The sequence below is a fragment of the Actinomadura sp. 9N407 genome (assembly GCF_044326315.1).
GTDB lineage: Bacteria > Actinomycetota > Actinomycetes > Streptosporangiales > Streptosporangiaceae > Spirillospora.
This window is the reverse complement of record NZ_JBIRAW010000050.1, coordinates 34,679-61,073: the sequence shown is the minus strand read 5'-3', so window position 1 is coordinate 61,073 and position 26,395 is coordinate 34,679. Positions and strand designations below refer to the sequence as shown.

General features: G+C 69.2%; 28 protein-coding genes. 16 read left to right on the top strand and 12 right to left on the bottom strand.

Annotated features, from left to right (window positions below):
• Positions 1 to 98: 98 nt before the first annotated feature.
• Positions 99 to 845 carry a helix-turn-helix domain-containing protein gene (locus ACH34Q_RS44270; protein WP_395989249.1) on the bottom strand — a complete coding sequence of 249 codons (747 nt, stop codon included), beginning with the start codon at positions 843 to 845 and terminating at the stop codon, positions 99 to 101.
• Positions 846 to 1,079: 234 nt separating this feature from the next.
• Between ACH34Q_RS44270 and ACH34Q_RS44265 the strand changes: the two genes are divergently transcribed.
• The 5 genes from ACH34Q_RS44265 to ACH34Q_RS44245 all read left to right on the top strand — a co-directional run bounded on the left by ACH34Q_RS44265 (position 1,080) and on the right by ACH34Q_RS44245 (position 4,443).
• Entirely contained in the window at positions 1,080 to 1,742 is a 663-nt protein-coding gene (locus tag ACH34Q_RS44265; protein ID WP_395989248.1) for a DUF4097 family beta strand repeat-containing protein, read from the top strand.
• A gap of 40 nt (positions 1,743 to 1,782) precedes the next feature.
• Positions 1,783 to 2,733, top strand: coding sequence for an ATP-binding cassette domain-containing protein (locus tag ACH34Q_RS44260; RefSeq protein ID WP_395989247.1), 951 nt, complete (start codon positions 1,783 to 1,785; stop codon positions 2,731 to 2,733).
• Positions 2,730 to 3,503 (top strand): ABC transporter permease, encoded by a 774-nt coding sequence (locus ACH34Q_RS44255; protein WP_395989246.1) that lies wholly within the window; start codon positions 2,730 to 2,732, stop codon positions 3,501 to 3,503. The genes ACH34Q_RS44260 and ACH34Q_RS44255 overlap by 4 nt, the downstream gene beginning before the upstream one ends.
• 143 nt (positions 3,504 to 3,646) lie before the next feature.
• Positions 3,647 to 3,967: an ArsR/SmtB family transcription factor gene (locus tag ACH34Q_RS44250; protein WP_395989245.1), complete on the top strand. Its 321-nt coding sequence runs from the start codon at positions 3,647 to 3,649 to the stop codon at positions 3,965 to 3,967.
• Positions 3,964 to 4,443, top strand: coding sequence for an SRPBCC family protein (locus ACH34Q_RS44245; protein ID WP_395989244.1), 480 nt, complete (start codon positions 3,964 to 3,966; stop codon positions 4,441 to 4,443). The genes ACH34Q_RS44250 and ACH34Q_RS44245 overlap by 4 nt, the downstream gene beginning before the upstream one ends.
• Before the next feature lie 28 nt (positions 4,444 to 4,471).
• On the opposite strand, the gene ACH34Q_RS44240 is transcribed toward ACH34Q_RS44245, so the two are convergent.
• A complete protein-coding gene (locus ACH34Q_RS44240) occupies positions 4,472 to 5,326 on the bottom strand; it encodes an SDR family oxidoreductase (protein WP_395989243.1) in 855 nt (284 codons plus the stop codon).
• A gap of 78 nt (positions 5,327 to 5,404) precedes the next feature.
• Here ACH34Q_RS44240 and ACH34Q_RS44235 point away from each other — a divergent pair, with 78 nt between their 5' ends.
• Complete coding sequence (locus ACH34Q_RS44235; protein WP_395989242.1) at positions 5,405 to 5,848, top strand: MerR family transcriptional regulator; 444 nt, start codon at positions 5,405 to 5,407, stop codon at positions 5,846 to 5,848.
• 19 nt (positions 5,849 to 5,867) lie between these two features.
• Here the strand turns inward: ACH34Q_RS44235 and ACH34Q_RS44230 are convergent, their stop codons facing one another.
• Positions 5,868 to 6,449: a TetR/AcrR family transcriptional regulator gene (locus ACH34Q_RS44230; RefSeq protein WP_395989241.1), complete on the bottom strand. Its 582-nt coding sequence runs from the start codon at positions 6,447 to 6,449 to the stop codon at positions 5,868 to 5,870.
• Between the two features lie 167 nt (positions 6,450 to 6,616).
• On the opposite strand from ACH34Q_RS44230, the gene ACH34Q_RS44225 reads away from it, so the two are divergent.
• Positions 6,617 to 8,155, top strand: a complete 1,539-nt coding sequence (locus tag ACH34Q_RS44225) for a carboxylesterase/lipase family protein (RefSeq protein ID WP_395989240.1) — start codon at positions 6,617 to 6,619, stop codon at positions 8,153 to 8,155.
• Between the two features lie 13 nt (positions 8,156 to 8,168).
• Here ACH34Q_RS44225 and clpB read toward each other — a convergent pair whose 3' ends face one another.
• The 5 genes from clpB to dnaK all read right to left on the bottom strand — a co-directional run bounded on the left by clpB (position 8,169) and on the right by dnaK (position 15,100).
• The gene (gene clpB / locus ACH34Q_RS44220) at positions 8,169 to 10,787 is read right to left on the bottom strand and encodes an ATP-dependent chaperone ClpB (protein WP_395989239.1); all 2,619 of its coding nucleotides are present in this window, start codon (positions 10,785 to 10,787) and stop codon (positions 8,169 to 8,171) included.
• Between the two features lie 12 nt (positions 10,788 to 10,799).
• Positions 10,800 to 11,267 carry a heat shock protein transcriptional repressor HspR gene (locus tag ACH34Q_RS44215; RefSeq protein WP_395989238.1) on the bottom strand — a complete coding sequence of 156 codons (468 nt, stop codon included), beginning with the start codon at positions 11,265 to 11,267 and terminating at the stop codon, positions 10,800 to 10,802.
• 16 nt (positions 11,268 to 11,283) lie between these two features.
• Positions 11,284 to 12,465: a molecular chaperone DnaJ gene (dnaJ, locus tag ACH34Q_RS44210; RefSeq protein ID WP_395989237.1), complete on the bottom strand. Its 1,182-nt coding sequence runs from the start codon at positions 12,463 to 12,465 to the stop codon at positions 11,284 to 11,286.
• A 131-nt stretch (positions 12,466 to 12,596) separates the two neighbouring features.
• Entirely contained in the window at positions 12,597 to 13,238 is a 642-nt protein-coding gene (gene grpE, locus ACH34Q_RS44205; protein ID WP_395989236.1) for a nucleotide exchange factor GrpE, read from the bottom strand.
• A complete protein-coding gene (dnaK, locus tag ACH34Q_RS44200; protein ID WP_395989235.1) occupies positions 13,235 to 15,100 on the bottom strand; it encodes a molecular chaperone DnaK in 1,866 nt (621 codons plus the stop codon). The genes grpE and dnaK overlap by 4 nt, the downstream gene beginning before the upstream one ends.
• A 331-nt stretch (positions 15,101 to 15,431) precedes the next feature.
• On the opposite strand from dnaK, the gene ACH34Q_RS44195 reads away from it, so the two are divergent.
• The 4 genes from ACH34Q_RS44195 (at position 15,432) to ACH34Q_RS44180 (ending at position 19,074) form a co-directional block, all read left to right on the top strand.
• Positions 15,432 to 16,025, top strand: coding sequence for an RNA polymerase sigma factor (locus tag ACH34Q_RS44195; protein WP_395989234.1), 594 nt, complete (start codon positions 15,432 to 15,434; stop codon positions 16,023 to 16,025).
• A complete protein-coding gene (locus tag ACH34Q_RS44190; RefSeq protein ID WP_395989233.1) occupies positions 16,022 to 17,230 on the top strand; it encodes a hypothetical protein in 1,209 nt (402 codons plus the stop codon). The genes ACH34Q_RS44195 and ACH34Q_RS44190 overlap by 4 nt, the downstream gene beginning before the upstream one ends.
• 105 nt (positions 17,231 to 17,335) lie before the next feature.
• The gene (locus ACH34Q_RS44185) at positions 17,336 to 17,887 is read left to right on the top strand and encodes an RNA polymerase sigma factor (protein WP_395989232.1); all 552 of its coding nucleotides are present in this window, start codon (positions 17,336 to 17,338) and stop codon (positions 17,885 to 17,887) included.
• The gene (locus tag ACH34Q_RS44180; RefSeq protein ID WP_395989231.1) at positions 17,884 to 19,074 is read left to right on the top strand and encodes a hypothetical protein; all 1,191 of its coding nucleotides are present in this window, start codon (positions 17,884 to 17,886) and stop codon (positions 19,072 to 19,074) included. The genes ACH34Q_RS44185 and ACH34Q_RS44180 overlap by 4 nt, the downstream gene beginning before the upstream one ends.
• Before the next feature lie 46 nt (positions 19,075 to 19,120).
• Here ACH34Q_RS44180 and ACH34Q_RS44175 read toward each other — a convergent pair whose 3' ends face one another.
• Positions 19,121 to 20,287, bottom strand: coding sequence for a hypothetical protein (locus ACH34Q_RS44175; protein ID WP_395989230.1), 1,167 nt, complete (start codon positions 20,285 to 20,287; stop codon positions 19,121 to 19,123).
• Positions 20,288 to 20,612: 325 nt separating this feature from the next.
• Between ACH34Q_RS44175 and ACH34Q_RS44170 the strand changes: the two genes are divergently transcribed.
• Entirely contained in the window at positions 20,613 to 20,975 is a 363-nt protein-coding gene (locus ACH34Q_RS44170) for a type II toxin-antitoxin system RelE/ParE family toxin (protein ID WP_395989229.1), read from the top strand.
• Positions 20,927 to 21,316, top strand: a complete 390-nt coding sequence (locus ACH34Q_RS44165; RefSeq protein WP_395989228.1) for a helix-turn-helix domain-containing protein — start codon at positions 20,927 to 20,929, stop codon at positions 21,314 to 21,316. The genes ACH34Q_RS44170 and ACH34Q_RS44165 overlap by 49 nt, the downstream gene beginning before the upstream one ends.
• A 103-nt stretch (positions 21,317 to 21,419) precedes the next feature.
• On the opposite strand, the gene ACH34Q_RS44160 is transcribed toward ACH34Q_RS44165, so the two are convergent.
• Both ACH34Q_RS44160 and ACH34Q_RS44155 read right to left on the bottom strand, forming a co-directional pair.
• The gene (locus tag ACH34Q_RS44160) at positions 21,420 to 22,436 is read right to left on the bottom strand and encodes a hypothetical protein (RefSeq protein WP_395989227.1); all 1,017 of its coding nucleotides are present in this window, start codon (positions 22,434 to 22,436) and stop codon (positions 21,420 to 21,422) included.
• Positions 22,437 to 22,596: 160 nt separating this feature from the next.
• Positions 22,597 to 23,685: an epoxide hydrolase family protein gene (locus ACH34Q_RS44155; RefSeq protein ID WP_395989226.1), complete on the bottom strand. Its 1,089-nt coding sequence runs from the start codon at positions 23,683 to 23,685 to the stop codon at positions 22,597 to 22,599.
• A gap of 150 nt (positions 23,686 to 23,835) precedes the next feature.
• Between ACH34Q_RS44155 and ACH34Q_RS44150 the strand changes: the two genes are divergently transcribed.
• Positions 23,836 to 24,699: a MarR family winged helix-turn-helix transcriptional regulator gene (locus ACH34Q_RS44150; RefSeq protein ID WP_395989225.1), complete on the top strand. Its 864-nt coding sequence runs from the start codon at positions 23,836 to 23,838 to the stop codon at positions 24,697 to 24,699.
• 143 nt (positions 24,700 to 24,842) lie between these two features.
• On the opposite strand, the gene ACH34Q_RS44145 is transcribed toward ACH34Q_RS44150, so the two are convergent.
• Positions 24,843 to 25,289, bottom strand: a complete 447-nt coding sequence (locus ACH34Q_RS44145; protein ID WP_395989224.1) for an ATP-binding protein — start codon at positions 25,287 to 25,289, stop codon at positions 24,843 to 24,845.
• Positions 25,290 to 25,389: 100 nt separating this feature from the next.
• Here ACH34Q_RS44145 and ACH34Q_RS44140 point away from each other — a divergent pair, with 100 nt between their 5' ends.
• Positions 25,390 to 26,193 (top strand): Scr1 family TA system antitoxin-like transcriptional regulator, encoded by an 804-nt coding sequence (locus tag ACH34Q_RS44140; RefSeq protein ID WP_395989223.1) that lies wholly within the window; start codon positions 25,390 to 25,392, stop codon positions 26,191 to 26,193.
• Entirely contained in the window at positions 26,190 to 26,381 is a 192-nt protein-coding gene (locus ACH34Q_RS44135; RefSeq protein ID WP_395989222.1) for a DUF397 domain-containing protein, read from the top strand. Before ACH34Q_RS44140 ends, ACH34Q_RS44135 begins: the two co-directional genes overlap by 4 nt.
• Positions 26,382 to 26,395 lie beyond the last annotated feature (14 nt).

The following is a 26,395-nucleotide window of genomic DNA, read 5'->3' as shown; positions in this document are numbered from 1 at the left end:
TGTGCTCGGCATCGCCGCCTTGCGTTGACTCGTGGCGTGTTCGCCTCGCCGGGCGATGCCAGGGGCGAACACGCCACGAGTCAACGGGGAGAGCGCGGTCAAGGAGTGGGGCTGTCGCCGTCGTCCGGGGTCGCTTCGGGTTTGGTGGAGAGGACCTCGCGGGCTTGCTGTGCGGCGCGTTCCATGCTTTCGCCGACGAAGTCGAGGAAGCGGGCGACGTTCTCCAGGCGGACGGCGGCCGGGGTACCGGAGCCGAGAACGGCGACGCCCTGCCGTGCGGTCTCGACGAGCTGGGCGTTGGCCTGGATGCTGGCGATCATCGACCGGTACCAGAGGTCGTCGTCGACGAAGTAGCGTTCGCGGCGGCGTTCGCCGGCCGCCCGCTGGACGAGGCCCTGGCCGTCCAGGAACGTGATCGCCTTGGAGATGGTCGCCGGGCTGACCTGGAGGTGCTGGGCGAGTTCGGCCGCGGTGAGACTGCCGGAGTCGGTCGTGTAGAGGCAGACCAGCACCCGGGCCATCATCTTGGGCAGGCCCGAGGCCATCATGACGGTGGTGAACGTCTCCTCGTACTCGCGTACGGCCTCGGCGTCGCGGCCATGCGGCTGGGGGACCACCGCCGCTCCTTGGGACGAGGCGGGCCTGCGCCGCTGGGTGCGGCGTTCGGTGGCGCGGTGGGCCAGGTCGGAGCGGTAGCCGGTGGGACCGCCGTTGCGCATCACCTCGCGCGTGATCGTCGAGGTCGGACGATCGAGACGTCTCGCGATCTCCGCGTAGGCGAGCCCGTCGGCCAGCCCCAGGGCGATCTGCTGGCGGTCCTGCTGGGTGAGTCTGCCTCCCGGCATCGCGGTCTCCTCCGTGCTCGTCGAGGCCTCCACCCTAGCGTTAACCTTCAGTGCATTGCAACGAAGAGTCGCCAGTGTTGCGTTACGCTTCAGGTCCGTTGCAACAATTTACTGCCTGCGACCTGCATAAATGTGTTGCGTTCGCAACGCTCTTGTTGCCGAGACTTGGAAAGCAACGTAGCTTTTGCGTTGTACGAAACAACGAGTCGCAAGCAACGAGTCAGGGAGCACCCCATGGAGAAGTTCGCCACCGCCGCCCCGGTCACCGCCGTTCTGGAGATCCCCGCCGGGCGGGTCCGGTTCATCGCCGCCGACCGCGCCGACACCACGGTGGAGGTGCTGCCCGCCAACGCCGCCAAGGGCCGCGACGTGAAGGCCGCCGAGCAGACCACGGTCGAGTACGCCGACGGTGTCCTGCGGATCCAGGGCCCCGACAGCCGCCAGATCCTGGGTGCCTCCGGGTACGTGGAGGTGACCGTCCAGCTGCCCGCCGGGTCCCGGCTGGAGGCCAAGACCGCCAGCGCCGAGTTCCGCGGCGTGGGACGGTTCGGCGACGTCGCCCTGGACAGCGCGCACGGCGATATCAAGATCGACGAGACCGCCGCCCTGACCCTGACCACCCAGGCCGGCGACATCGAGATCGGCCGGTTGGGCGGCCCCGCCGAGATCACCACCGCCAAGGGCGACATCCGCATCACCGAGGCCATGGGCGGCCGGGTCGTGCTGAACACCCAGGCCGGCGACATCACCGTCGGCGCGGCCACCGGAGTCTCGGCCTCCCTGGACGCCGGCACCACCCGCGGCCGCATCACCAACAACCTCAAGAACGACGGCACCGCCGACCTGAACATCCAGGCCACCACCGCCTACGGCGACATCACCGCCCACAGCCTCTGACCCACAGCCGCCACCCCCACGCCCCCAAGGGAGCACCACCATGACCACTCTGGCCATCGCAGCGATCGGGTTGCGCAAGTCCTATCCGGGCAAGGACGGCGACAAGGTCGTGCTGGACGGCATCGATCTGGCCGTCCCCGAGGGAACGATCTTCTCCCTGCTCGGCCCGAACGGTGCCGGTAAGACCACCACCGTGCAGATCCTGTCCACCCTGACCCCGGCCGACGGCGGCACCATCCAGGTCGCCGGCCATGACCTGGCCCGCAAGCCCGATGATGTGCGTGGCGCTATCGGGGTCACCGGTCAGTACTCGGCGGTCGACAAGCTCCTCACAGGCGAGGAGAACCTGCTGCTGATGGCCGACCTGCACCACCTGTCCCGCCGCGACGGCAAGCACAAGGCCAAGGAACTACTCGAGCGATTCGACCTGGTCGAGGCCGGCGGCAAGACCGCCGCGACCTACTCCGGCGGCATGCAGCGCCGGCTGGACCTGGCGATGACCCTGGTCGGCGACCCCCGCCTGATCTTCCTCGACGAACCCACCACCGGCCTGGACCCGCGCAGCCGCCGCTCCATGTGGCAGATCGTCCGCGACCTGGTCTCCACCGGCGTCACCATCTTCCTCACCACCCAGTACCTGGAAGAAGCCGACGAACTCGCCGACCGCATCGCCCTCCTGGACCACGGACGCCTCATCGCCGAAGGCACCGCCGAAGAACTCAAGCGGCTCATCCCCGGCGGCCACATCCAGCTCACCTTCACCGACACCAAGCTGCTGGACGCGGCCCGTGACCTGGTCGGGGTCGGAGCCACCGACCCCGAAGCGCTCACCCTGCAGGTGCCCAGCGACGGCGGTGTCCGCGCGGTCCGCGAACTGCTCACCCTGCTGGACGAACGCTCCATCGACGTCGCCGAGATGAGCGTCCACACCCCCGACCTCGACGACGTCTTCCTCACCCTCACCGGCCAGAAGCAGGAGATCACCCGATGAGCACCCTCACCCTCGCCGCACGCGACTCGTCCACCATGGTCCGCCGCCAGCTCAAGCGGATGCTGCGCTACCCGTCCATGACCATTCAGCTGATCGTGACACCCGTCATCCTGCTGCTGCTGTTCGTCTACGTCTTCGGCGGCACCCTCGGCGCCGGCCTCGGCGGCGGCCGCGACACCTACATCGCCTACATCGTCCCCGGCATCCTGCTCATGGCGGCCGCCACGGCCGCCACCGGAACCGCGGTCATGGTCGCCACCGACATGACCGAGGGCATCATCGCCCGCTTCCGCACCATGCGGATCTCCCGGGCCTCGGTCCTGACCGGCCACGTGGTCGGCAGCGTCATCCAGCAACTCCTCGGCATGGTCGTCCTGATCGCCATCGCCGTGGCGATCGGCTTCCGCCCGAACGCCACCGCCGTGGAGTGGCTGGCCACCGCCGGACTCCTCACCCTGTTCGCCGTGGCCATCACCTGGCTCTCGGTCGCCCTCGGCCTGAAGTCCTCCACCCCCGAGGCCGCCAGCAACGCCCCGATGCCCCTGATCCTGCTGCCCTTTCTCGGCAGCGGCTTCGTCCCCACCGACTCCATGCCCACCGCCCTGCGCTGGTTCGCCGAATACCAGCCCTTCACCCCCATCATGGAAACGATCCGCGGCCTCCTCATGGGCAACCCCATCGGCAGCAGCGCCGCCATCGCCACCGCCTGGTGCACCGCCATCGCCCTCATCTCCTACCTCTGGGCCAAGAACACCTTCAACAAGTCCTGACCATGAAAGGGCCGAACAGGGCCGTCAGACCACCCGGTCTGACGGCCCTGAGCCTTTTCCGTCCATCGCGAGCCGCCGTAACACTCGGCGGCTCCCCGCTACATGGCTTGCTGCTTATGTAGCCCATAGGTTACAAAGGAGCCATGAGCCAGAGCGTGTTCGAGGCACTGGCCGATCCGCACCGGCGCCGCCTGCTGGGGCTGGTGGCCGTACGGGAACGGAGCGCCGGTGAGCTGGCCGCCGAGTTCGGGATCAGCCGTCCGGCGGTGTCCCGGCATCTGCGCGTGCTGCGCGAGGCCGGGCTGGTGAGCAGGCGGGGCGACGCGCAACGCCGGCTCTACCGGCTCGACCCGGCGCCGCTGAACGAGATCACCGGCTGGATCGAGCACACCCGCGACAACTGGGCGCGGCGCCTGGACTCGCTGGCATCGCACCTGGACGACCTCGGAAATGAGGACCCATGAACGACACCCGGCGCGGCACCCTGACCGAGGGCCCCGACGGCATGTGGCGTATCCGCTTCGAACGGCGCCTCCCCCATCCACCTGAACGTGTCTGGCAGGCGCTCGTCGATCCCGACCAGCAGGCGACGTGGATTCCCGGGGTACGGATCGAGGCCGAGGTCGGCGGGGCGGTGGTCTATGACTTCGGGGACGAGGGCCGGGCCGACGGGGAGGTCCTGGCGGTCGAGCCCGGCAAGGTGCTGGAGCACTCGTGGACCTGGCCGGGCGAGCCGCGCGCGATCGTGCGCTGGGAGCTGCGCGCCGAGGACGGCGGCACCGTCCTGGTGCTGCTGCACCGTCCGCTGCGCTCGTCGGCCGTGACCGACTACACCGTCGGGTGGCACGCCATCCTCGACGCCCTCGACGTGTACGTGGAGAGCGGTACGTTCGAGAACGCCGATTACGAGGCCCTGTACGAGCTCTACCAGAAGCCGTAGCAGCAGGTGGGTCAGCCTTAATGAGTGCTCACTGAGCTACTCCGCTTTTTTTGAGGTCGTCGCGAACGACGGACAGCGCGGTCTCGCGGTGCTCGTCGTGCTCGGCAAGGCGCGCGACGAGTGCCGCGCGCACGTCGTGGTACGTGTCGGTTCCGAGCGGCAGCCGCAACGGGACCTCCTTGCGGTCGACGAGGTCGATCATCGCGCGGGCGATCTTCTCCGGGGCGTTGGCCAGCGGGAACGTCCCGTCCGCGACGGCTCGCCTGGTATCGCCTGCCGGTCCCTGGTCGTACTCCGCCATGACCGGTGCGGTGGCCAGTGCGGCACCGAACCCGGTCGGTGTCGCCCCCGGCTCGACGATGGTGAGGCCGATACCGAACGGCTCGATCTCTCGGGCGACGGCCTCGCAGAAGCCTTCGATGCCCCATTTCGACGCGTGGTAGTAGCCGAAGTTCGGGTACGCCACCTGGCCGCCCGCGCTGGAGACCTGCAGGATGCGGCCGTGTCCCTGCGCGCGCAGGTGGGGCAGTACGGCGCGTACGACGTGGATCGAGCCGAGCAGGTTGGTGTCGAGCACCTGCCGGATCTGCTCGTCCGTGGTCTCCTCGACCGAGGCGAACAGACCGTACCCGGCGTTGTTGACGACCACGTCGATCGTGCCGAGGGCGGCGAACGCCTCGTCCACGACGTACCGCACCTGGTCGGCGTCGGTGACGTCGAGCCGTGCCACCCAGAGCCGGTCGCGGTGAGCGGCGCGAAGGTCGTCGAGGGCCTCGGGCTTGCGCAGCGTCGCGGCGACCCGATCGCCGCGCGCGAGCAACTGCTCGGTGAGCAGCCGTCCGAATCCCGACGAGGTGCCGGTGATGAACCATGTTCTGGCCACGGTGCTTCCTTCCATCGGTGCGTCGCCCGACGGTACGAGTTCGAGTCGACTCGAAGTCAAATTCCTATACTGGGCCGCATGACCACTGCTCCAGGGACGATGCTGACCATCGGCGAGGTCAGCGCGCGGACCGGCTTGTCGACGCACACGCTGCGGTTCTACGAGCAGGAGGGACTGTTCGTCACACCCGTACGGCGCAACGGCGCGGGGCGGCGCGAGTTCACCGAGCAGGCGGTCGGCTGGCTGCAGGTCTGCACGAAGCTGCGCTCCTCGGGGATGTCACTGCCGGATATCCGCCGGTACGCGGAGCTCGTCCGGGAGGGCCCGGGCAACGAGGCCGAACGGTACGAGATTCTGCGCCGGCACGAGGAGAAGGTGCGGCGGCAGATGGCCGACCTGCAGGAAGCGCTGGACGTCATCCATTGGAAGGTCGGCCTGTACGCCGACCACCTCGCCGCCGGCTCCGCCGGCGAACTGTGGCGCGACGGACCGGACTGCACCCCGGCCGATCAGACTCCCTAGCCGTGTGAGGCGGCGCCGGTCAGGCGGGTTCGATGAGCTTCGCCATCGCCCGCAGTCCTTCCAGCACGTCGGCCGAGGTGGGGGCGGAGCCCGGGGGAGCGCTGAGGCACTGGATCATCACGCCCGACAGCAGCGCCGTCTGGATCATCCCGAGGGTCCGGGCGGAACGTTCGGTGACCGCCTCCTCCGGGACGCTCTCCAGGATCGCGGCCATGCCGCGCCATCCCTGATCGATCCCGTCCGCGAGCTGCTCGCGTAGCTCGGGCTGCCGCTGCGCCTGCATGAACAGCTCGACCGTGGCCAGCCACAGGTCCGGATGCTCGGCGAACTGCTCGATCAGCCCGTCCCACATGCGCTCGAAGCCGCGCACGGCGTCGTCTCCGGCTCCGGGAGCGAGCGCGCGGCCGAGGCTGTCGCCCCACTCGTCCAGGAGGCCGAACAGCGCCTGGCTGAGCAGCGCCTCCCGCGACCCGTAGTGGTAGCCGATCGCGGCCATGCTCACCCCCGCCGTGGTGGCGATGTCGCGGACGCTGGTGCGGTCGTAGCCCTTCTCGCGCAGGCACCGCTTGGCGCCGGCGAGCAGGTCCTCGCGGTTTCCCATACGCGGCAACCTACCACCGGATTGGCACGGACGCCTTAGGCGAACGTCTTAGGCGTTCGTCTTGCGCGATCGTGCAAATCCTGGTTAGAGTCCTGCTCGTCGCTTGATCGACAAGGTCTGGCCAATAGGGCCCTGACCAGCAGGGCCTGACCAACTGGGAGAAGGACATGAAGAAGATCGCGCCGTTGGGCCTGGGGCTTGCGCTGTCCGCGCTGCTCGTACCGTTCGCGTCCGCCGTCCAGGCGGCTCCCGACCCCTCGGTCGTGGTCACCGCGAAGGGCGCCGTACGCGGCACGGTGGGGTCGGGGGTGCGGTCGTTCCAGGGCATCCCGTACGCCACGGCCGCCCGCTTCGACCGGCCGCGCCCGGCCGCCGCGTGGACCGGTGTACGGGACGCCACCGCGCCCGGCAAGGTGTGCGCGCAGCCCGCCGGATACCCGATCGGCAAGCCCAGTACCGACGAGGACTGCCTGAACGTCAACGTCACCGCGCCGGCGGGCAAGCGCGGGAAGTCGCCGGTCATCGTGTGGATCCACGGCGGCAGCATGATGTACGGGATGGGCGACCTGTACGGCCCGGATCGGCTCGCCCGTGGTGGTGCCGTCGTGGTGTCGATGAACTACCGCCTGGGCGTCACCAGCTTCCTGACCCACCCGTCCCTGAAGGAGTCGGGCGGTCTCGCGCTGGACGATCAGCGCGCGGCGCTCGGCTGGGTGCGCCGGAACATCGGGGCGTTCGGCGGCGACGCGGGCAATGTGACGATCATGGGCCAGTCCGGCGGCGGCTTCGGCGTCTGCGGCCATCTGGCGTCCCCGGCGTCCGCGGGGCTGTTCCAGCGGGCGATCCTGCAGAGCTCCCCTTGCGACACTCCCGGCAACGCCTCCCGTACCAGGGCCGAGGCCGACGCCGAAGCCGTGGATGTGATCAAGAATGCGGGGTGCGCGAAGCACGCCGACGTGGCGGAGTGCCTGCGCAACGTCGGGATCGAGAAGCTTCTGGAGGCCTACGGCACCGACCGTGAGCCGCGCCCGGTCAGCGGTACGCCCGAGCTGCCGCTCCCGGTCGACGAGGCTCTGCGCACGGGCCGCTTCAACCGGGTCCCCGTCCTCATCGGCGTCAACCACGACGAGGAGAACGGGATGATCCTCGGCCAGGAGCTGGCGACCGGCGAACCCATGCCGGCCCAGGAGTACGAGCGCGAGATCAGGAAGGAGCACGGCACGCGGGCCCACGCCGTACTGAAGCGCTACCCGCTCGGTGCCTCGGCCGGACGGACGCTGGCGAAGGTGAAGACCGACTCGGTCTGGTCGGCACCGACCCTCGACACCGCCCGCGCGCTGTCACGCTGGACTCCCACCCGGATGTACGAGTTCGCCGAGCAGGACACCCCCTGGTTCAAGGGCTACCCGGCGCCGAGCTTCCCCGCCGCCGCCCAGCACATGGCCGAACTGCCGTACATGTTCGACCTGGCCCTGTTCGACGAGCTGACGCCCCGGCAGGCCCGGCTCGGTGACCGGGTGATCGGCGCCTGGGTGCGCTTCGCCGCCACCGGCGACCCCAACGGCGGCGGCGAGAACGCCTGGCCCCGGCTGCGTGACCGTGGCCAGCGCGGATGGCACGTACAGTCCCTGACCTCCGGCGCCTGGACGCGCGCCGACTACGTCAAGGACCACGAGTACCGCTTCTGGAACACCGGCAGGCGCTGACCCCGCCCGGGGATCACTTGGTGAGGTCGGGCCCTTGGGAGTCGAGGCCGTGGGACGGGGTGACGGTCAGGGCGTCGGCGGCCTCGTCGAGGTCGACGACCACCTCGTCACCGTCGCGGATCTCGCCGGACAGCAGCGCGCGGGCCAGCTTGTCGCCGATGGCCGTCTGGACGAGGCGGCGCAGCGGCCGGGCCCCGTACAGCGGGTCGTAGCCGGTCATGGCCAGCCACTCGCGCGCCGCCTCCGTCACCGTGAGGGTGAGCCGGCGGTCGGCGAGGCGGAGCGCGAGGCGCTCGACCTGGAGGTCGACGATCCGGGTCAGCTCGCTGGTGGAGAGGGCGTCGAAGAGGATGACGTCGTCCAGGCGGTTGAGGAACTCCGGCTTGAACGCGGCGCGCACGGCGTTCATGACGGCTTCCTTCTTGGCGCCGTTCTCCAGCGTCGGGTCGACCAGGAACTGCGATCCGAGGTTGGACGTGAGGATCAGGATCGTGTTCCGGAAGTCGACCGTACGGCCCTGGCCGTCGGTGAGGCGGCCGTCGTCGAGGACCTGCAGGAGGATGTCGAACACCTCCGGGTGGGCCTTCTCGACCTCGTCCAGCAGGACGGCACTGTACGGGCGGCGCCGTACGGACTCGGTGAGCTGGCCGCCCTCCTCGTAGCCGACGTAGCCGGGAGGGGCACCGACGAGGCGGGCCACCGAGTGCTTCTCGGAGTACTCGCTCATGTCGATCCGGGTGATCGCCCGCTCGTCGTCGAACAGGAACTCCGCCAGGGCCTTGGCCAGCTCGGTCTTGCCGACGCCGGTGGGGCCGAGGAACAGGAACGAGCCGGTCGGGCGGTCGGGGTCGGAGACGCCCGCGCGGGCGCGGCGGACCGCGTCCGAGACGGTACGGACGGCGGTCTCCTGGCCGATCAGGCGGTGGCCGAGATCGTCCTCCATCCGCAGCAGCTTGGCCGTCTCGCCTTCGAGGAGGCGGCCGGCGGGGATGCCCGTCCAGGACTCCACCACGTCGGCGACGTCGTCCGGGCCGACCTCCTCCTTGACCATGGCGTCGCGGTTCTCGTCGTCGGCCTGCTCGGCCGCCTCGTGCAGCTGCTTCTCCAGGGCCGGGATCTCGCCGTACGAGAGGCGGGCGGAGGTCTCCAGGTCGCCGTCGCGCTGGGCGCGCTCGGCCTCGCCGCGGAGCTGGTCGATCCGCTCCTTGATCTCGCCGACCCGGTTCAGCCCGGCCTTCTCCTGCTCCCACCGTCCGACCAGGGCGTTCAGCTGCTCCTGGCGGTCGGCGAGGTCGCGGCGGAGGCGTTCGAGGCGCTGCTTAGACGCCTCGTCGGTCTCCTTGCCGATCGCCATCTCCTCCATCTTGAGGCGGTCGACCGAGCGCTGCAGCTCGTCGATCTCGACGGGACGCGAGTCGATCTCCATCCGGAGCCGGGAGGCCGACTCGTCCACCAGGTCGATGGCCTTGTCGGGCAGGAACCGCGAGGTGATGTAGCGGTCGGACAGGGTGGCGGCGGCGACCAGGGCCGAGTCGTTGATCTGGACCTTGTGGTGCGCCTCGTACCGGCCCTTGAGCCCGCGCAGGATCGCGATCGTGTCCTCGACGGACGGCTCGCCCACCATGACCTGCTGGAACCGGCGCTCCAGGGCGGCGTCCTTCTCGATCCGCTCGCGGTACTCGTCCAGCGTCGTCGCGCCGATCATCCGCAGCTCGCCGCGGGCCAGCATCGGCTTGAGCATGTTGCCGGCGTCCATCGCGCCCTCGGCCGCGCCCGCGCCGACGACGGTGTGCAGCTCGTCGATGAACGTGACGACCTGGCCGTTGCTCTGCTTGATCTCGTTCAGGACGGCCTTGAGCCGCTCCTCGAACTCGCCCCGGTACTTGGCGCCCGCAACCATCGCGCTGAGGTCCAGCGAGACCAGCCGCTTGCCGCGCAGCGACTCGGGGACGTCACCGGCGACGATCCGCTGGGCCAGCCCCTCGACGACGGCGGTCTTGCCGACGCCGGGCTCGCCGATCAGCACCGGGTTGTTCTTGGTACGCCGCGACAGCACCTGGACGACGCGGCGGATCTGGGCGTCGCGGCCGATCACCGGGTCGAGGCGGCCCTCGCGCGCGGCGGCGGTCAGGTCGACGCCGTACTTCTCCAGGGCCTGGTACGTGTCCTCGGGGTTCTCGCTGGTCACCCGGGCATGGCCGCGGACCTTCTCGAACGCCTCCAGCAGTGCCTGCGGCGTCGCCCCGTACTCCTTGAGCAGGCCCGCGGCCGGACCGCCGTCGGTGGCCAGGCCGACCAGCAGGTGCTCGGTCGAGACGTACTCGTCCTCCAGCTGCTTGGCCCGGTTGGCCGCGGTGTTGATCGCCACGATCGTCTGCCGCGCCATCTGCGGCGAGGCGACGGTCGAGCCCGCCGCCTTCGGCTGGGCCGCCAGCTGCTCCTCGGCGCGGCGGCGGATCGCCTGCCAGTCGGCGCCGACGGCCTCCAGCAGCGGGACGGCCGTGCCCTCGGGCTGGCTGATCAGCGCCACCAGCAGGTGCTGGGGCTCCACCTGGGGGTGCCCCTCGGCCGCCGTGCGGCGGACCGCGACCGACACCGCCTCCTGGCTCTTCTGCGTCAGCTTGTAGTCCATCACGTTCCCCCGTCAGTCCTGCTTCCGGTCGCGTTCCTGCCACACCACGACGCTGGTGCGGCGGATCGGCACCAGATCGGCGCCCGGCACGCCCGGAGCCCCGGCCGCGTCACCGCGCCGCCGCTGCTGAGCCAGGCGTGCCGCGACGGCCCGCGTCGATTCGAGCTCGTTGGCCAGCTCGTCCAGAGCCGCGTGCGCCTTGCCGAGCTCGTCGCGGAGCATGACGTTGTCGCGCTGCAGCTCCAGGATGTGCTTGATGCCCGACAGGTTGATGCCCTCCTCCTGGGAGAGCCGCTGGATCTCGCGGAGCATCACGATGTCGCGCATCGAGTAGCGGCGGCCCCGCCCCGCCGTACGGCCCGGGCAGACCAGCCCCAGCCGGTCGTAGGTGCGCAGCGTCTGCGGATGCAGGCCGGACAGCTGGGCGGCCACCGAGATCACATAGACCGGCGTGTCGTCACCGAAGGGGTCTCTGCTCATCATGGCTCACCCCGCCTCACTCCTCCCGTGCCTGCTGGAGCAGCTCGCTGCGCAGATCCTCACCGGAGTCGGCGGCACGGAGGCGCTCCAGGGCCTCGCGCGTCTGGTCGTCGAGCTTCTGCGGTATCTGGACGTCCACCGTCACCAGCAGATCGCCCTTGGTGCCGTCGCGCCGGGGAGCGCCCCGGCCACGGACCCGGAGCGTCCGGCCGTTCGGCGTGCCCTCGGGCAGCCGCAGCGTCACCGGCTGGCCCTGGAACGTCGGCACCTTGATCTCCGCGCCGAGCGCGGCCTCCGGGAACGTCACCGGTACGGTCAGCGTCAGGTTGTCGGCACTGCGGCCGAACAGCTTGTGCGGCTTGACCTTGATGTTCACGTACAGGTCGCCGGCCGGGCCGCCGTTCTCGCCCGGGGCGCCCTTGCCCTTGAGCCGGATCTTCTGGCCGTCGGCGACGCCCGCCGGGATCCGCGCCTGGATCGTCCGGGTCCCGGTCGCGCGGCCGCTGCCGTGGCAGGTCGGGCAGGGGTCGTCCACCACCAGCCCGCGCCCGCGGCATTCGCGGCACGGCTCCTGGAACCCGAAGTTGCCCAGGTTGCGCGTCTCGTGCCCGGTGCCCTCGCAGTTGGGGCAGACCCTGGGCACGGTCCCGGCCTTGGCGCCGGTGCCGCGGCAACTCGGGCAACCGGCCTCGCTGGTCAGCTTCAGCGGCACGGTCACGCCGTTCAGCGCCCGGCCGAACGACAGCGTCACCTCGGTCTCGACGTCGGCGCCGCGGCGTGCCCGGCGCGCTCCCGTGGTCGTACGGGTGCCCCCGCCGCCTCGGTTGAACAGCCCGCCGAAGATGTCGCCGAGCCGGTCGCTGGTGCCGCCCGTACCGGCGGTACCGCCGCCGCCCTGCTGCCCGAACAGGTCGCCCAGGTCGAAGCCGAATCCCTCGCCCTGCCGGCCGCCCCGGAAACCACCGGGCATCGACCGGACCGAGTCGTACTCCTTGCGGCGCTTCTCGTCCGAGAGGACGTCGTACGCCTCGGAGACCTCCTTGAAGCGGTCCTCGGAGTCGGTGTCGCCCTTGTTGGCGTCCGGGTGGTACTTGCGCGCCAGCTTCCGGTACGACTTCTTGATCTCGTCCTGTGAGGCGGTCTTGGTGACACCGAGGACCTTGTAGTAGTCCTTCTCCAGGTAGTCCTTGGTGCTCACGGCGCCCCGCTCTCCCTCTTCTCGTGCCCTGCTCTCGTGCCCTGCGTCGTGCCCTGCTTCAAGTTTCGCTCCCCGGGGCGGCTCCGGCCTTGCCTCGGCCGGGGCCGCCCCGGGGAGTCACCTCGTTCGGATCAGGCCTCGGCCGGGGGGACTTCGCCGCCCGCCTCGGGCTCGGCCACCGCGACCCGGGCCGGCCGCAGGATCCGCTCGCCGATCCGGTAACCCGGCTGGAGGACGTCCGAGACGCTGGTCTCGGTCACGTCCGGCGAGAAGCCGTGCATCAGCGCCTCGTGCACGGTCGGGTCGAAGGGCTCGCCCTTCTCCCCGTACCGCTCCAGGCCGAGCTTGCCGGTCATCGCCTCCAGTGTCTCGGCGACCGACTTGAACCCGCCGACCAGTTCCTCGTGGTCACGGGCCCGGCCGATGTCGTCCAGGATCGGAAGCAGTTCGTTCAGGACGTTGGCCAGGGCCTGCTCGCGGACCGCGACCCGGTCCCGCTCGACCCGCCGGCGGTAGTTGTCGTACTCCGCCTTGAGCCGCTGCAGGTCCAGGGTGCGCTCGTCGAGCCGGGCCTGGAGCTCGACGGCCTGGGGATCCGCGGCCTCCGGTGCCGTGGCACCGGACGCGGCGGCACCGCCCGGGGGCGGGCCCGGGGCGGCCGGCGTCGCCGCCGGCTCCCGGACCTGCCCCGTCTCGGGATCGATGCGCCGCTTGTCGCGGATCACCGGGCCCTCGCGCTCCTCGCCCTCGCCCTTGTCGGGAGGGGTCGTCACGCGGCACCGTCCTTCTTGTCCTTGTCGTCGTCCACGATCTCGGCGTCGACCACCTCGTCGTCCTGCGGGGTGTCGTCACCGCCCTGCGCGTCGGCCGTCGGACCGGCGTCGGCCTGGGCGCCCTCAGGGTTCTGGGCGTACATGGCCGCGCCCATCTTCTGGCTGGTCGTGGCGAGCTTCTCGGCGCTGGTACGGATCGCGTCGATGTCGGTGCCCTCGAGGTTCTTCTTGACCTCGGCGACGGCCTCCTCGACCTCGGCCTTGAGGTCGGCGGGGACCTTGTCGTCGTTCTCGCGCAGGAACTTCTCGGTCGAGTAGGACAGGGTGTCGGCCTGGTTGCGTACCTCGGCCTCCTCCTTGCGCTTGCGGTCCTCCTCGGCGTAGTCCTCGGCCTCGCGCATCATCTTGTCGATGTCGTCCTTGGGCAGCGCCGAGCCGCCGGTGATGACCATCGACTGCTCGCGGCCGGTGCCCTGGTCCTTCGCGCTGACGTTCACGATGCCGTTGGCGTCGATGTCGAACGTCACCTCGATCTGCGGGACGCCGCGCGGCGCCGGGGGCAGACCGGTGAGCTGGAAGGTACCGAGCTTCTTGTTGTACGCCGCGATCTCGCGCTCGCCCTGGAAGACCTGGATCTCCACGGACGGCTGGTTGTCGTCGGCCGTGGTGAAGGTCTCCGAGCGCTTGGTCGGGATCGTGGTGTTGCGCTCGATGATCTTGGTGAAGATGCCGCCCTTGGTCTCGATGCCCAGGCTCAGCGGGGTCACGTCCAGCAGCAGGACGTCCTTGACCTCGCCCTTGAGCACGCCGGCCTGCAGGCTGGCGCCGATCGAGACGACCTCGTCGGGGTTGACGCCCTTGTTGGGGTCCTTGCCCCCGGTCAGCTCCTTGACCAGCTCGGACACGGCGGGCATCCGGGTGGAGCCGCCGACCATCACGACCTGGTGGATGCCGTCCACGCTGATCCCGGCGTCCTTGAGCACCTGCTTGAACGGAGCCTTGGTCCGCTCGAGCAGGTCGGCGGTCAGCCGCTGGAACTCGCCCCGGGTCAGCTTCTCGTCCAGGTGCAGCGGCCCCTCGCTGGACGCGGTGATGTAGGGCAGGTTGATCTGCGTCTCGCTGGACGAGGACAGCTCGATCTTGGCCTTCTCCGCGGCCTCGCGCAGCCGCTGCAGCGCCATCTTGTCCTTGGACAGGTCGACGCCGTTGGCGTTCTTGAACTTCTCCACCAGCCAGTCGACGACCTTCATGTCCCAGTCGTCGCCACCGAGGAGGTTGTCACCGGAGGTCGCCTTGACCTCGACCACGCCGTCGCCGACTTCCAGCAGCGAGACGTCGAACGTACCGCCACCGAGGTCGAAGACCAGGATGGTGGCCTCGTTCTCCTTCTCCAGGTGGTACGCCAGCGCCGCCGAGGTCGGCTCGTTGATGATGCGCAGGACGTTCAGGCCGGCGATCTGCCCGGCCTCCTTCGTCGCCTGCCGCTGGTGGTCGGAGAAGTACGCCGGCACGGTGACGACCGCGTCGGTGACCGTCTCGCCCAGGTACGCCTCGGCGTCCCTCTTCAGCTTCTGCAGGACGAACGCGCTGATCTGCTGCGGCGTGAAGTCCTTGCCGTCGATCGTGGTCTTCCAGTCGGTGCCCATCTCACGCTTGACCGAACGGATCGTCCGGTCCACGTTGGTCACGGCCTGCCGCTTGGCGACCTCACCGACCAGTACCTCGCCGTTCTTGGCGAACGCCACCACCGAGGGAGTGGTACGTGACCCCTCCGCGTTGGCGATCACCGTGGGCTCCCCGCCCTCCAGGATCGCGACGACCGAGTTGGTCGTCCCCAGGTCGATTCCGACCGCACGTGCCATGATCTCTCGTCCTCCGTGGTGGTCTTGCGTCTTCCGTATGTGGCCCGGCCTGCCTCCGCTCGGCGAGGTACGGCGGGTCGCGTCTGCTGTTGGCAAGAGTGCCGCGAGGCTCTCTCGCTGTCAAATCACTTGAGTCATGGAGACTCAACTTTGCTGACGTTCTCTTCAACAGGACGACTGAGCCCCCTATTCCGGTTCCCGAAGACACCCCACGTGAAGGCAAACCATCGGTACGGATGAGAACGAGGTGACCGGCCTCCCTCACGCGAAGGACCTCCCATGAGCCAGAGCCACCCATGAGCCAGAGCCGACCGGCGCCCCAGGGCCGCCCATGAGCCGGAGCCACGCCTTGGAGTCGGAAGAGGCCGAGTTGATCCGGCGGTCGTGGCAGGAGCCCGAACTGTTCGCGGGGATCTTCCACCGCCACTTCGACGAGATCCATCGCTACGCCGCCCGGCGCCTCGGCACCGACGCGGCGGACGACATCGCCGCCGAGACGTTCCTGGCCGCGTTCCGCCGCCGGGACCGCTTCGACCCGGCCAAAGGAGCCGTACGGCCATGGCTGTACGGGATCGCGACCAACCTCGTCGGCCTGCACCGGCGCGCCGAGCGGCGCCACTACCGCGCGGTCGCCAGGACACCGGCGGACGGCGCCGTACCGGGACACGAGGAACGCGTCACCGCCCAGGTGAGCGCGGCCGAAGTCGGCGGGCAACTGGCCAAGGCCCTGGGCCGGCTGTCACCCGGCGACCGCGACGTCCTGCTCCTGGTTGCCCTCGCGGACTTCACGTACGACGAGGTCGCGGCGGCACTGGACCTCAAGAACGGCACGGTGGCGTCCCGGCTGAACCGGGCTCGAAGGAAGCTGCGCGAGGCGCTGGGCGGAGCCGACCCGATGCTGATCACCGAGGAGACCACGGCATGAACGAGATGAAGATGGTCCGCGAATTCCTCCAGGAGCCCGCGCCGCCGTCCACCGAGGCGACCGGCGAGGCCCTCCAGGCGCTGGAGTCGGAGATCTCCGGCCACGGGACCCGGCGCACCCGGACCCGTCGTCCCCTGATCGGACGGTTCCAACTCGGCCTCACCGGCCTGGTCGCCGTCGGCGCCGCGACCGCCGTGGCCATCGCCATGCTGGGAGGCGGCGGGACGGGGACACCGCAGCCGCAGCAGTCCGACATGTCCGCCCGCTCGATCCTGCTCGCCGCCGCCGAGAAGGCCGCCAAGGAACCGTCCGGCCGCTACTGGCGGCTCCAGACCGTCAGCGCCCAGGCGTACCGCGTCGGCAAAGGCGCCGGCGCCTACACGATCCTGGGCACCCGGGAGCAGTGGGATCGGTGGACGGCCCGTTCCCTCTCCGATCCCGACGTGCTCTATGCCCGTGACCTGGGTGCCCGCCCCCTGACCAAGGTGGACGAGGCGGCCTGGAAGAAGGCCGGGTCGCCGGAGTCGATGCGCGTACGTTCCGGCGGCCGCTGGCTCACGTTCAGCACCGTGCCGGGCAGAACGGCCGAGAGAGCGCCTGGTGAGGCGGCGCCCGCACAGTGGGCCGTCTCCTCCCGCACGTCGCCGGCCGAGAAGAGGAAGCTGCGCAAGCGGGTCGAGGAGTCCTGCTCCGACCTGCCGGAGAAGGGGTCCGTTGAGGCCGAGAGGCGGAGGTTGAGCTGCGGGCTCCTCAAGTGGACGCGAACGCCGGACCCGGAACTGGCGAGCGACCCCGAACGCTACAAGGAGCTCCTCTTCCCCACCGGCAAGCGCGACGACGACCCCGCCGCGACGCTCATGGCGGGGTTCGCCTTCCTCACCCACCTGCCCGCGTCGCCGGAGGTACGGGCGGAGGTCTTCCGGACCCTGGCCGGTACCTCCGGTATCCGGACGATCGGCACGGTGACCGACGAGCGGGGCCGTACCGGGATCGCCCTCTCCGCCCGCCGCACCGCACCGGTGAAGGGCGCCGCGAGCATGGACTTCCAGCTCATCCTGGAGCCGAAGACGTACAAGATCCTCGCCGGCCGCAGCATCGTGGTCCAGGCCGGGGACGAAGCGGCCGGAATGCGCCCCGGCGACGTCTACAACCGGACGCTCGTCCTCGACGCGGGCTGGACGGACGAGCAGTCGCACCACCCCTGACCAGCCGGTGCGTTCCGGACTGTAAGCCGGTTCGTCCCGGAGTGTAAGAAGGGGGCCGTCTCGATCACTTCCCAGTGATGACATCCCCGGGACGAAGGGTTCGACGTGACGGACTCCGATGACAGGGCCCGGTTCACGGCGCTCTACGACGAACACTACGGGCGCGTGTTCGCGTATGCCGTGAGCCGGGCCGGCGGGCAGGCCGCCGAGGAGGTCGCCGGCGAGACGTTCTGCGTCGCGTGGCGCAGGATGCGCGACCTGCCGGACGCCGAGCTGCCCTGGCTGCTCGGCATCGCCCGCAACGTGCTGTACGAGTCGTACCGCGCCCAGGCCAGGCGCGAAGCGCTGGACGCCGAGCTGCGCACGTGGTGCGAGCCGGAAGTGGGCGACATCGGTGACGCGGTGGTCGAGCGCGCCGAGGTACTGAACGCGCTGGCCGCCCTGTCCGACGGCGACCGCGAGGTGCTCACCCTGGTCGCCTGGCACGGGCTGCCGTCCGCCGAGGCGGCGAAGGTGATCGGCTGTTCCAAGGCCGCCTTCTTCGTCCGGCTGCACCGCGCCCGCCGCCGTCTCCGGCACGCCCTGGACACCCCCGGCCCGCGCCCGGCCGGGCATCCCGCGTCCATGCTCACTCCTGGAAGAGAGGCCACCCGATGACCCGCGACGCGATGAGCCGCCTGGCTTCGGCCCGGCCCGTACAGCTGGACCCCGCCGACGACCCCGCCCGTCGCGCCCGCGACCTCGACCGGGCCTTCGTACAGCTGGACCCCGCTCGGCGCGACCTGGAGCGGGCCTTCAGCATGGACGGCGTTCCGGCGGCGCGGCGCCGCCACCCTGTCCGCTGGATGGCCCTGACTTCCGGGCTGCTCGCCGTGGGCACCGCGGCCACCGTCGCCGTCGCCTCGTTGGGGGGCGGCGGAACGGTGGCGCCGGAGACCGCTCCGTCCGCGCGGACGATCCTGCTCGCCGCCGCCGAGAAGGCCGCCAAGGAACCGTCCGGCCGCTACTGGCGGCTCCAGACCATCAGCGGCCAGGCACGGCGCGTAGGCAAGGGGGCGGACGGCTTCACGGTCCTGACGTACCAGACGCAGTGGGACAGGTGGACGGCCCGTTCCGACTCCGACTCCGACCTCATCTCCACCCGCGACCTGGGCGCGCGCCCGCTGACCCCGCGGGACGAGGCCGCCTGGAAGAGGGCCGGTTCGCCGGAGAGGATGCGCGTCTTCGGGGACGGCGCCTGGTTCACGATCAGCACCGTTCCGGGCAAGACCGCCAGTGCGGGATCCGGCGCCTGGTCGTCCGACCGCACCACGCCGGCCGACAAGAAGAGGCTCGTCAAGATGGGGAAGAAGCTCTGCGCCGTGCGGAAGAAGGACGGCGTCGATGTCGGGAAGGCGCTGAAGTGCCGCCGCCTCGACTGGACGGCCGAGGAACGGCTCGTAGCCGACGACCCGGAGCGCTTCAAGGAGTACTTCTCGTCCCCTGGCCTGGCGGACCCGGCGCACGATCTCCAGATGGGCTTCTTCTTCCTCACCGAGCAGGCCGCCCCGCCCGCCGTCCGGTCCGCCGTCTTCCGGAGCCTCGCCGGTACTACCGGCGTCCGGTCGATCGGCAAGGTCACCGACGGCAAGGGCCGTACCGGGATCGGCCTGGCCGCGCGCGACGTCAGGGACGGCACCGAATACCAGCTGATCCTGGAGCCCGGCACGTACAAGATCCTTGCCGGCCGCACGGTCGTGGTCGAGCCCAAGGGCGCGATGACCGGCATGCGCCCCGGTGACATCTTCGACCGCGAGCTGGTCCTGGGGTCCGGCTGGACGAACGAGTCCCCGCACCACCCCTGACCCTGGCCCGATGCCCGGCCGTTCCCGGCCGGGCATCGGTCACGTCCTACGGCGCGTTCGTGGCCGCGACGAGATTGCCCTGCATGTCCTGGCTCCAGGCGAAGAGGTGCTTCGAGCCGGGCATGGGGGTCGCCCGGACGAATCCGGTGAGGGAGGTCTGCACGGGAGTCCAGGTCTTGCCCACCAGCCGATGGACGCCGCTGCCGCCCGCCCAGATCGAGCCGTCCCCCGCCACCACGGGAACGGACGGAACGGACGTGGTGGGCTCGATCAGCTCGGTCCACTCCGTGCCGGTCCACCGCAACTGGTAGATGGTCTCCGTCGCCCGCTTCCCGAACTGGATCACGGGGCCGCCGAGGTCGTAGATCTGGTGGTACCAGCTGTTCGCGTACTTCTCGGGAACGGGAACCAGCGCCCACTCCGTACCCGTCCAGCGGTGCACGGCCGGGACGGTGCCCACCTCTCCGCCGCGGGCGATGGCCCACAACTCCCCGTCACCGACGGTCGTGTAGTAGTTGTCGAACGAATTGCTCGTGTCGTCCGGCAACCGATCGAAGCTGCTCCAGGCGTTGCCGTCCCAGTGATGCACCTTCATGCCACTGAACGCGTACAGATGCCCCGAGGGCGTTTGCAGAACGCTGGGAATGCTCCTGCCGCTCAGCTCGTGGTCGGTCCACTTCCCGTCGGCGAAACGGTGAAGGACGTTCTGGCCCCGGAGCCAGAGCCCCTTGGAATCGGCCCACATCATCGCGCCCCACCGGGTCGTCGGCGAGGTGACCTGGGTCCATTTCGCGCCGTCCCAATGGGCCAGATAGGCGGTGGGGTCCCGGTAGCCGATGAAGCCGGACACCCAGACGTCGTTCGCGGCGATGGCCTCGACCTCGGTGATCTCGCCCTCACCGGGGATGCCCGGCGGCGAGAAACTGGTCCACCTCGTACCCGTCCACCGTTGGAGCAGCGGCTTGGCACCGATGTCGACCAGCTCGATCGGCGGCCGTCCGAGGTCCCCGGGAATGGCGGCGTACACCTTGCCCTGACCGCCCACCGCCCAGACGTCCTTGACGCTGACCGCTTCCACATCGTTGAGGCGGCGATCCGACCACGTCCAGTTGAGCGGCACCGACCGCCAAGCGTCGTCCGCATGCGCCGCATTTCCCGAACCGAGGACCATCACCGTCGCGAGTGCCCCGGCCGCCGCCACCTTGATCCGCATGGCGTGAAGTGTCCGTCCCGCAGATGAGGAGTTCTAGCACTGGCACGCGCAAGACCCATCGCGTTTTTGTCTCGTACGGGCGGGGTCACGACCGCAAAAGCGATAGGCGGCGCCGACCGATGACTCTACGATCACCACCCACCACAGAAAGCCCCGATGTCCCGACAGAGGCTACGAAGCCGGACATACCTGGAACTAGGGACACCATCAGAGCGCGTCAGGCAACTCCCTCTTCCGTGCAAGCTCAGCACCCCTGGCGGAGCCGCCATGCGCGCCGGGTATAGCACCAGTTGCATATAGCACACCATGCATATATGTTGGGTACGTGCAGGCCATCCCCTACACGATCGAAGTCGAGCCAGAGGTCGTGATCTGGCTCGACTCCCTCTCAGATCACGACTATGGACGCGTGGAGTTCTACGCCGACATCCTGGCCGACAACGCCGAGACGCTTGGTGAGCCGTACTCGCGGCACCTTGAAGGCAAGGTGCGCGAGTTGAGGTTCTACTTGTCCCGCCAGCAGACGAGGCTCACTTACTGGCTCGCCCCTGGTCGTCGCGTGGTCCTGCTGACAGTGTTCCGCAAGACCAAGCGATCAGAGCCTGCCGAGGTTGGACGCGCGGTCGCCGCCCAGAAAGAATGCGAAGCGAACCATGGCCCGGCTCACGATCAGTACGACCGGCGGTGAGTGGCCGTGGGCATATCGCACCCATAAGCAGTAAGGAGGTGAACAGCAGGATGGAGGAGACACAGCACAGAACGTGGCGACGCTCCCGCAGCCCTGATGCGGTCGCCGAGGGATACGAAGCCGCTCGTCGTGCCTATGAACTTGGTGAGGTGGTGCGTACCCGGCGTAAGGCGCTCGGGCTATCCCAAACCGAAGTCGCCAGGCGAGCGGGCATGACGCAGTCGGCCCTGTCACGTCTTGAGGCCGGAGGCGCCGGTGTACCGACCATCGGTGTTCTGGAGAGACTGGCCCAAGCTCTTGATGCAGAGCTCGTGGTCACATTGCAGCCAAACGCAGCGTGACGTCAGGCGGGCTGCAGAAGTAGCCGCCCACACTGGTTCTCGTACGTCATCGCCGACCGGGGCCGCGCCAGTGTCGCGGGAGCGTTCGGGTGCGATGGCATGTTCAGGGCTTCCGTGCCGGTGCGACGGTCCGGGAGCGGCGCAGGCGGTGGTCGATGAGGGCGAGCAGGAGCAGTACGCCCAGCAAGAGGGCGGTGTTGACCGCGTATTTGGCCGCGTACGACGTTTCGCCGAGCGGCTCGACCACGAAGGCCAGGGCCGAGTTGACCACGAGCGCGGCTCCGCCTGCCGCCAGGACGTGCCGGTGGCTCCAGCCGTGGCGATCCGACGACCGCAGCAGGCATCCGGCCGCGAGGGTGAGGGCGAGGGCGGCCAGCGTCACCCCCGTCCATGACGCGGGGGCCAGCTGGTTGGCGCCCCATAGCACCACGGCGCCGCATCCCACCAGCCACGGCGGTGGAACCCGGCCCGGTGCGGGTGCGGACCGGCGCGGAAGGGCGAACGCGGCGATGCCCAGCAGTACGGCGATCGCCGCGGTGGTGCCCAGTTGCGCCGGGTCGGCCATGAAGTCCTTGGTGTGCTCCCTGAAGATGATCGCCGCGCCCAGGCCGTACAGCACGATCATCGTCGTGATACCGGCCCGTCCCAGCCATGGACGCTTGGCGTAATGCGGTGCGCACGCTTCGATGACCGCGATGGGGGCGCCGAAACTCCAGATCACGTGGCCGGCGACGAAGCCCAGGAGGTACTTGGCGCTGAGGCCCAGTTCGGAGATGTGGGTCGGTAGCCGGTCGCGGTCCCAGGAGGCCTCGTCCACGAAGTCGGGATTGAACAGGCTCTGGTCGATCAGTCCCGCTTGGACGAGCCCGAACGCCGCGCTCAGCAGCACGATCGTCGGCCAGCCCCTGCCGGTACGGCGGGCGGCCTCACGGATCAGTACCGCGACGGTGCCGTACAGCGGGGCGAGGATGAGCAGGCCGCCGAGCAACTCCAGCGGTCGGCCGATGATCTGGTCGTAGCCGATGAGGTATTCGGCGCAGATCGGTGACAGCAGCATCAGCGCCACCACCAGCGCCATTCGGCGCGGGAGAGGGGGCGGGCCGGGGGCCTCCACATTCATGATCTTGAATGTAGGAGCCCGCCTCCCTCGCCTGCAGCCGTCCAAAGTCGACCGCCGGCCGCTCCTAGGTCGAGATGTGGCCAGACTTCGGTCGGTGCGGCGGCCCGGGGCGTCCACGTTGCGGGGCGAAGGCGGTGTGATGGTGGCAGGCCAGCTCTAGCTAGTCGTGCTTCACGTGGGTGAGGAAGAAGTCCCGGATGTCCTCGGCGAGGAGCTCCGGCACCTCCATTGCGGCGAAGTGGCCGCCCCGGTCGAACTCCGACCAGTGCCTGATGTCGTACAGGCGCTCGGCCAGTGGCCGCACCGACTGCGTGATGTCGTGCGCGAACACCGCCACGCCGACCGGCACCAGGCACGGCTCGGTCCCCAGCTTCGCATCGTGGTGCAGCCGCGCGGAGGAAGCCGCGGTGGCGGTCAGCCAGTACAGCGAGATGTCGGTGAGCATCCGGTCGTCACTGATCTGCGAGCGCGGGTCCGTCCACTGCGCGAAGCGTTCGGCGATCCAGGCCAGCTGGCCGACCGGCGAATCGGTCAGCGCGTAGCCGATGGTCTGCGGGGTGAGAACCTGCAGAGCCTGGTATGGCGGACGGTTCGCCATCAGCTGCCTGACCTTGTCGAGCCGGGCTTCGTCCGTCTCGGACAGTTCAATGCCGGCGTCCGGGACGGGCCGGGTCGGCAGGTAGTTGACGTGTACCCCGACGACCTGTTCGGGTGCCAGCGCGCCGAGCGCCGTTGAGATGCCCGAGCCGAAGTCGCCGCCCTGCGCGCCGTACCGCTCGTACCCGAGCCGGCGCATCAGCTCGGCCCAGGCCCGCGCGATCCGGACGATGTCCCAGCCGCGCTCGTGGGTCGGCCCGGAGAAGCCGTACCCCGGGATGGACGGGATCACCAGGTGGAAGTCGCGCGACAGCGGCTCGATCACCTCGAGGAACTCCAGGAACGAACCGGGCCAGCCGTGGGTGAGGACCAGCGCGAGCGCGTCCGGCTTTGCAGACCGGACGTGCACGAAGTGGATGTTCTGGCCCTCGATCTCGGTGGTGAAGTGCGGAAGCTCGTTGAGCCTGGCCTCGTGCTCGCGCCAGTCGTAGCCGGTACGCCAGTACTCGGCCAGTTCCTTGAGCCGCGCCAGCGGGAAGCCGTAGTCCCATCCGGCGTCGGCGACCTCGTTGGGCCAGCGGGTACGGGAGAGCCGGTCGGCCAGGTCGTCGAGGTCGGCCTGGGGGATGTCGATGCGGAACGGCTTGATCATGTTCTGGCTCCCAGTGGATTCATTCGGCCCGAGGGTGTGTCAGGACACTAGATCCGCACGTTCCCAACTGTCAACAACCCAACTAATTCAGGTGCAACCATCATCGACGCAATCATCAGACTGCTAACATCGCGCCAGGAGGTGAGGCCCGTGCCCGAACAGGCAAGGAACGTCGTCGACGATGAGTCCGGCCCGCTACATGCGACCACCGGACATCTGCTGCGCCGCGTGTTCACCGCTACCACCGCCCATGCCATGCAGGACGGGCAACAGTCGCGCGAGTTCGTGGTGCTCGACGTCCTCGCCGACGAGGACGCCCCCTCGCAGCAGGACCTCGCCCACCGGCTCGGCATCAACCGCACGATCATGGTCAGGGTGCTCGATCGGCTCCAGGCCGCGGGCCATGTCGTCCGTACCCGCAACCCGGCCAACCGCCGCACCTACGTGCTGTCGCTGACCGAGGCCGGCCGTACCGCACTGGACGGCATGCGCCACGCCGTCGCCGAACGCGACGCACGGCTCACCAGCGCCCTCACCGCATCCGAACGGCAGCGCCTCGCCGTGCTGCTGACCAAGCTCATCGCCGACGACGGGCCGTCCGCCATCCAGAGCATCGAGCACTTGATCGCTCAGGCCCACTACCGGCTGCGCCGCCTCGGGGATCACCAGCTCGCCACATATGGCCTGCGCACCCGCCACATCGCCGTGCTGCCCGCCCTGGACAAGCTCGGCCCGTGCCCCCAAGAGCAACTGGCCCGATACCTGCACCTCACCGGACCGGCCACCGCGTCGATCATCGAGGAACTGGTGACGGCCGGCGTCGTGTCCCGCGGCCAGGACCCGCACGACCGGCGCCGCTACGCCCTCCAGCTCACCGATCTCGGCCACGCCCGCATCCCCGTGATGCGTGAGGCCTTGGACGGGATGGAGCGCGACATCGACGACATCCTGGGCCAGGACGGAGCTCAAGAACTCCGCACTCTTCTCACCAAGCTCCTGCCAGAGGACGGATAGGACCGTCCTACTCCGCGCCGTAGCGGACGGTCGGGTCCAGTCTCAGCGGTCACCGTCACCGGTTCCGACGGCCAATCCGAAGAGGACGCCCAGGGCGAAGGCCAGCAGGATCCCGACCGCGATCGGTACACAGACTCCTAGGGTCAACGGGACCCCTCCAGGTCGATGACGGCGCATACCCACTTGCAGCCCCGTTCGGCGGCCCGTTCCGTCCAGACCCGTTCGGCGTAGTACTCGGTGAGCTGGAGCCCCCAGCCGCCGAACGACTCGGACTCGGCGGCGTCGACGGCCTCCACGGACGTGACGGTCCGCCTCCTGAACGGCTGCCGTTCCGCCGCGCCGTCCAGGATCTTCAGCCACAACCCATTGGGCCGGCGGCTCATGTGGATCCGTACGATGCCGCCCGGCGCCGAGACCTCGACCGCATTCGTCATCAGCTCGCTGGTGATCGCCAGCGCGGCCTCCCGGCACCGTTCCAGGCCCCAGGAATGGAGCGTCGCGGCAACGAATGAACGCGCGAGCACCACAGAGGCCCTGATCGCGCGCAGTTCGCAGTTCACCGCCAGATAAGTCGTGTTTGTCTCGGTCATTCCTGTCCCACCCTCCGTTTCCGTCGTTCAGGACACAGAATGCGCTCACTTGATTACTCTGGGGAGTATTCGTTTATGCCGTGTACCCCCGGAGGCTGACGTGGCTCCCCACCCCGGCGTGAACCCGGACGACTCGCTCTGGTCCTGGTTGGCCTTTGACCTGCGCAGGTACCGCGAGTGCAGAGGTATGACGCAACTCGACGTCGCCAAGATCATCAACGTCACAAAACAACAGGTACACAACCTAGAAAGCGGCATCCGAAAGCCGAATAAGAGTCAGACCCAACTACTGGACCTGGCCTGGGACACCGGTGGCCACTTCACCCGTCTCCGAAAGTTCGCCGAGGCCGGCCATGATCCGCACTGGTTCCGGACGTTCGTCCAGTACGAGGCCAGAGCAAAGATCATCAAGACGTACACACTGTCGGTCGTTCATGGACTGCTGCAGACGCCGGACTATGCGCGAGCACTCCTCGTTGCAGGTGGTCTCCAGAACGTGGACGTTGCCGTGGAAGCTCGCATGGCACGCCAGGAGGTGCTGGCTCAGGCCCCCGATATCTGGGCCCTGATCAACGAGGCGGTGCTGGATCAGCCGGTCGGGGGGCCTGCCGTCATGCGGGCTCAACTCGCTCACCTTCTGGAGTTCAGCAGGAGGCCAAATGCATGGGTACGCGTAGTCCCAAGGCGGGTAGGTGCGCATATGGGACTAGATGGCTCGTTTACGGTCATATCAACCCGTTCTGAGACGGTGACCTACCTGGAAGCTTTTGGTGGGGGGAGGCTGGCTCAGGAGACCGCAGAGGTTGAGGAGTTTGCGCTACGGTTCGACCGGATCGGGGCAGATGCGATGTCTCGGGCGGATAGTAGGACGTTGATCGAGAAGGCCATGGAGGCGATGAGGTGAAAGTCCTCGTCTGGCGAAAGTCCAGCCGCAGCAACACCCAGGGCAACGAGTGTGTCGAGGTCGCGGATTTGGGCGGGAACGTCGGCCTTCGTGACAGCAAGGCGCCCGAGGTGGGTCACCTCACGATCGAAGCGGCTGCCTTCGCCGGCCTCGTACGCCAGGTCAAGGCGGGTTGGCCGAACGTCTGACGGGTGACGGGTGA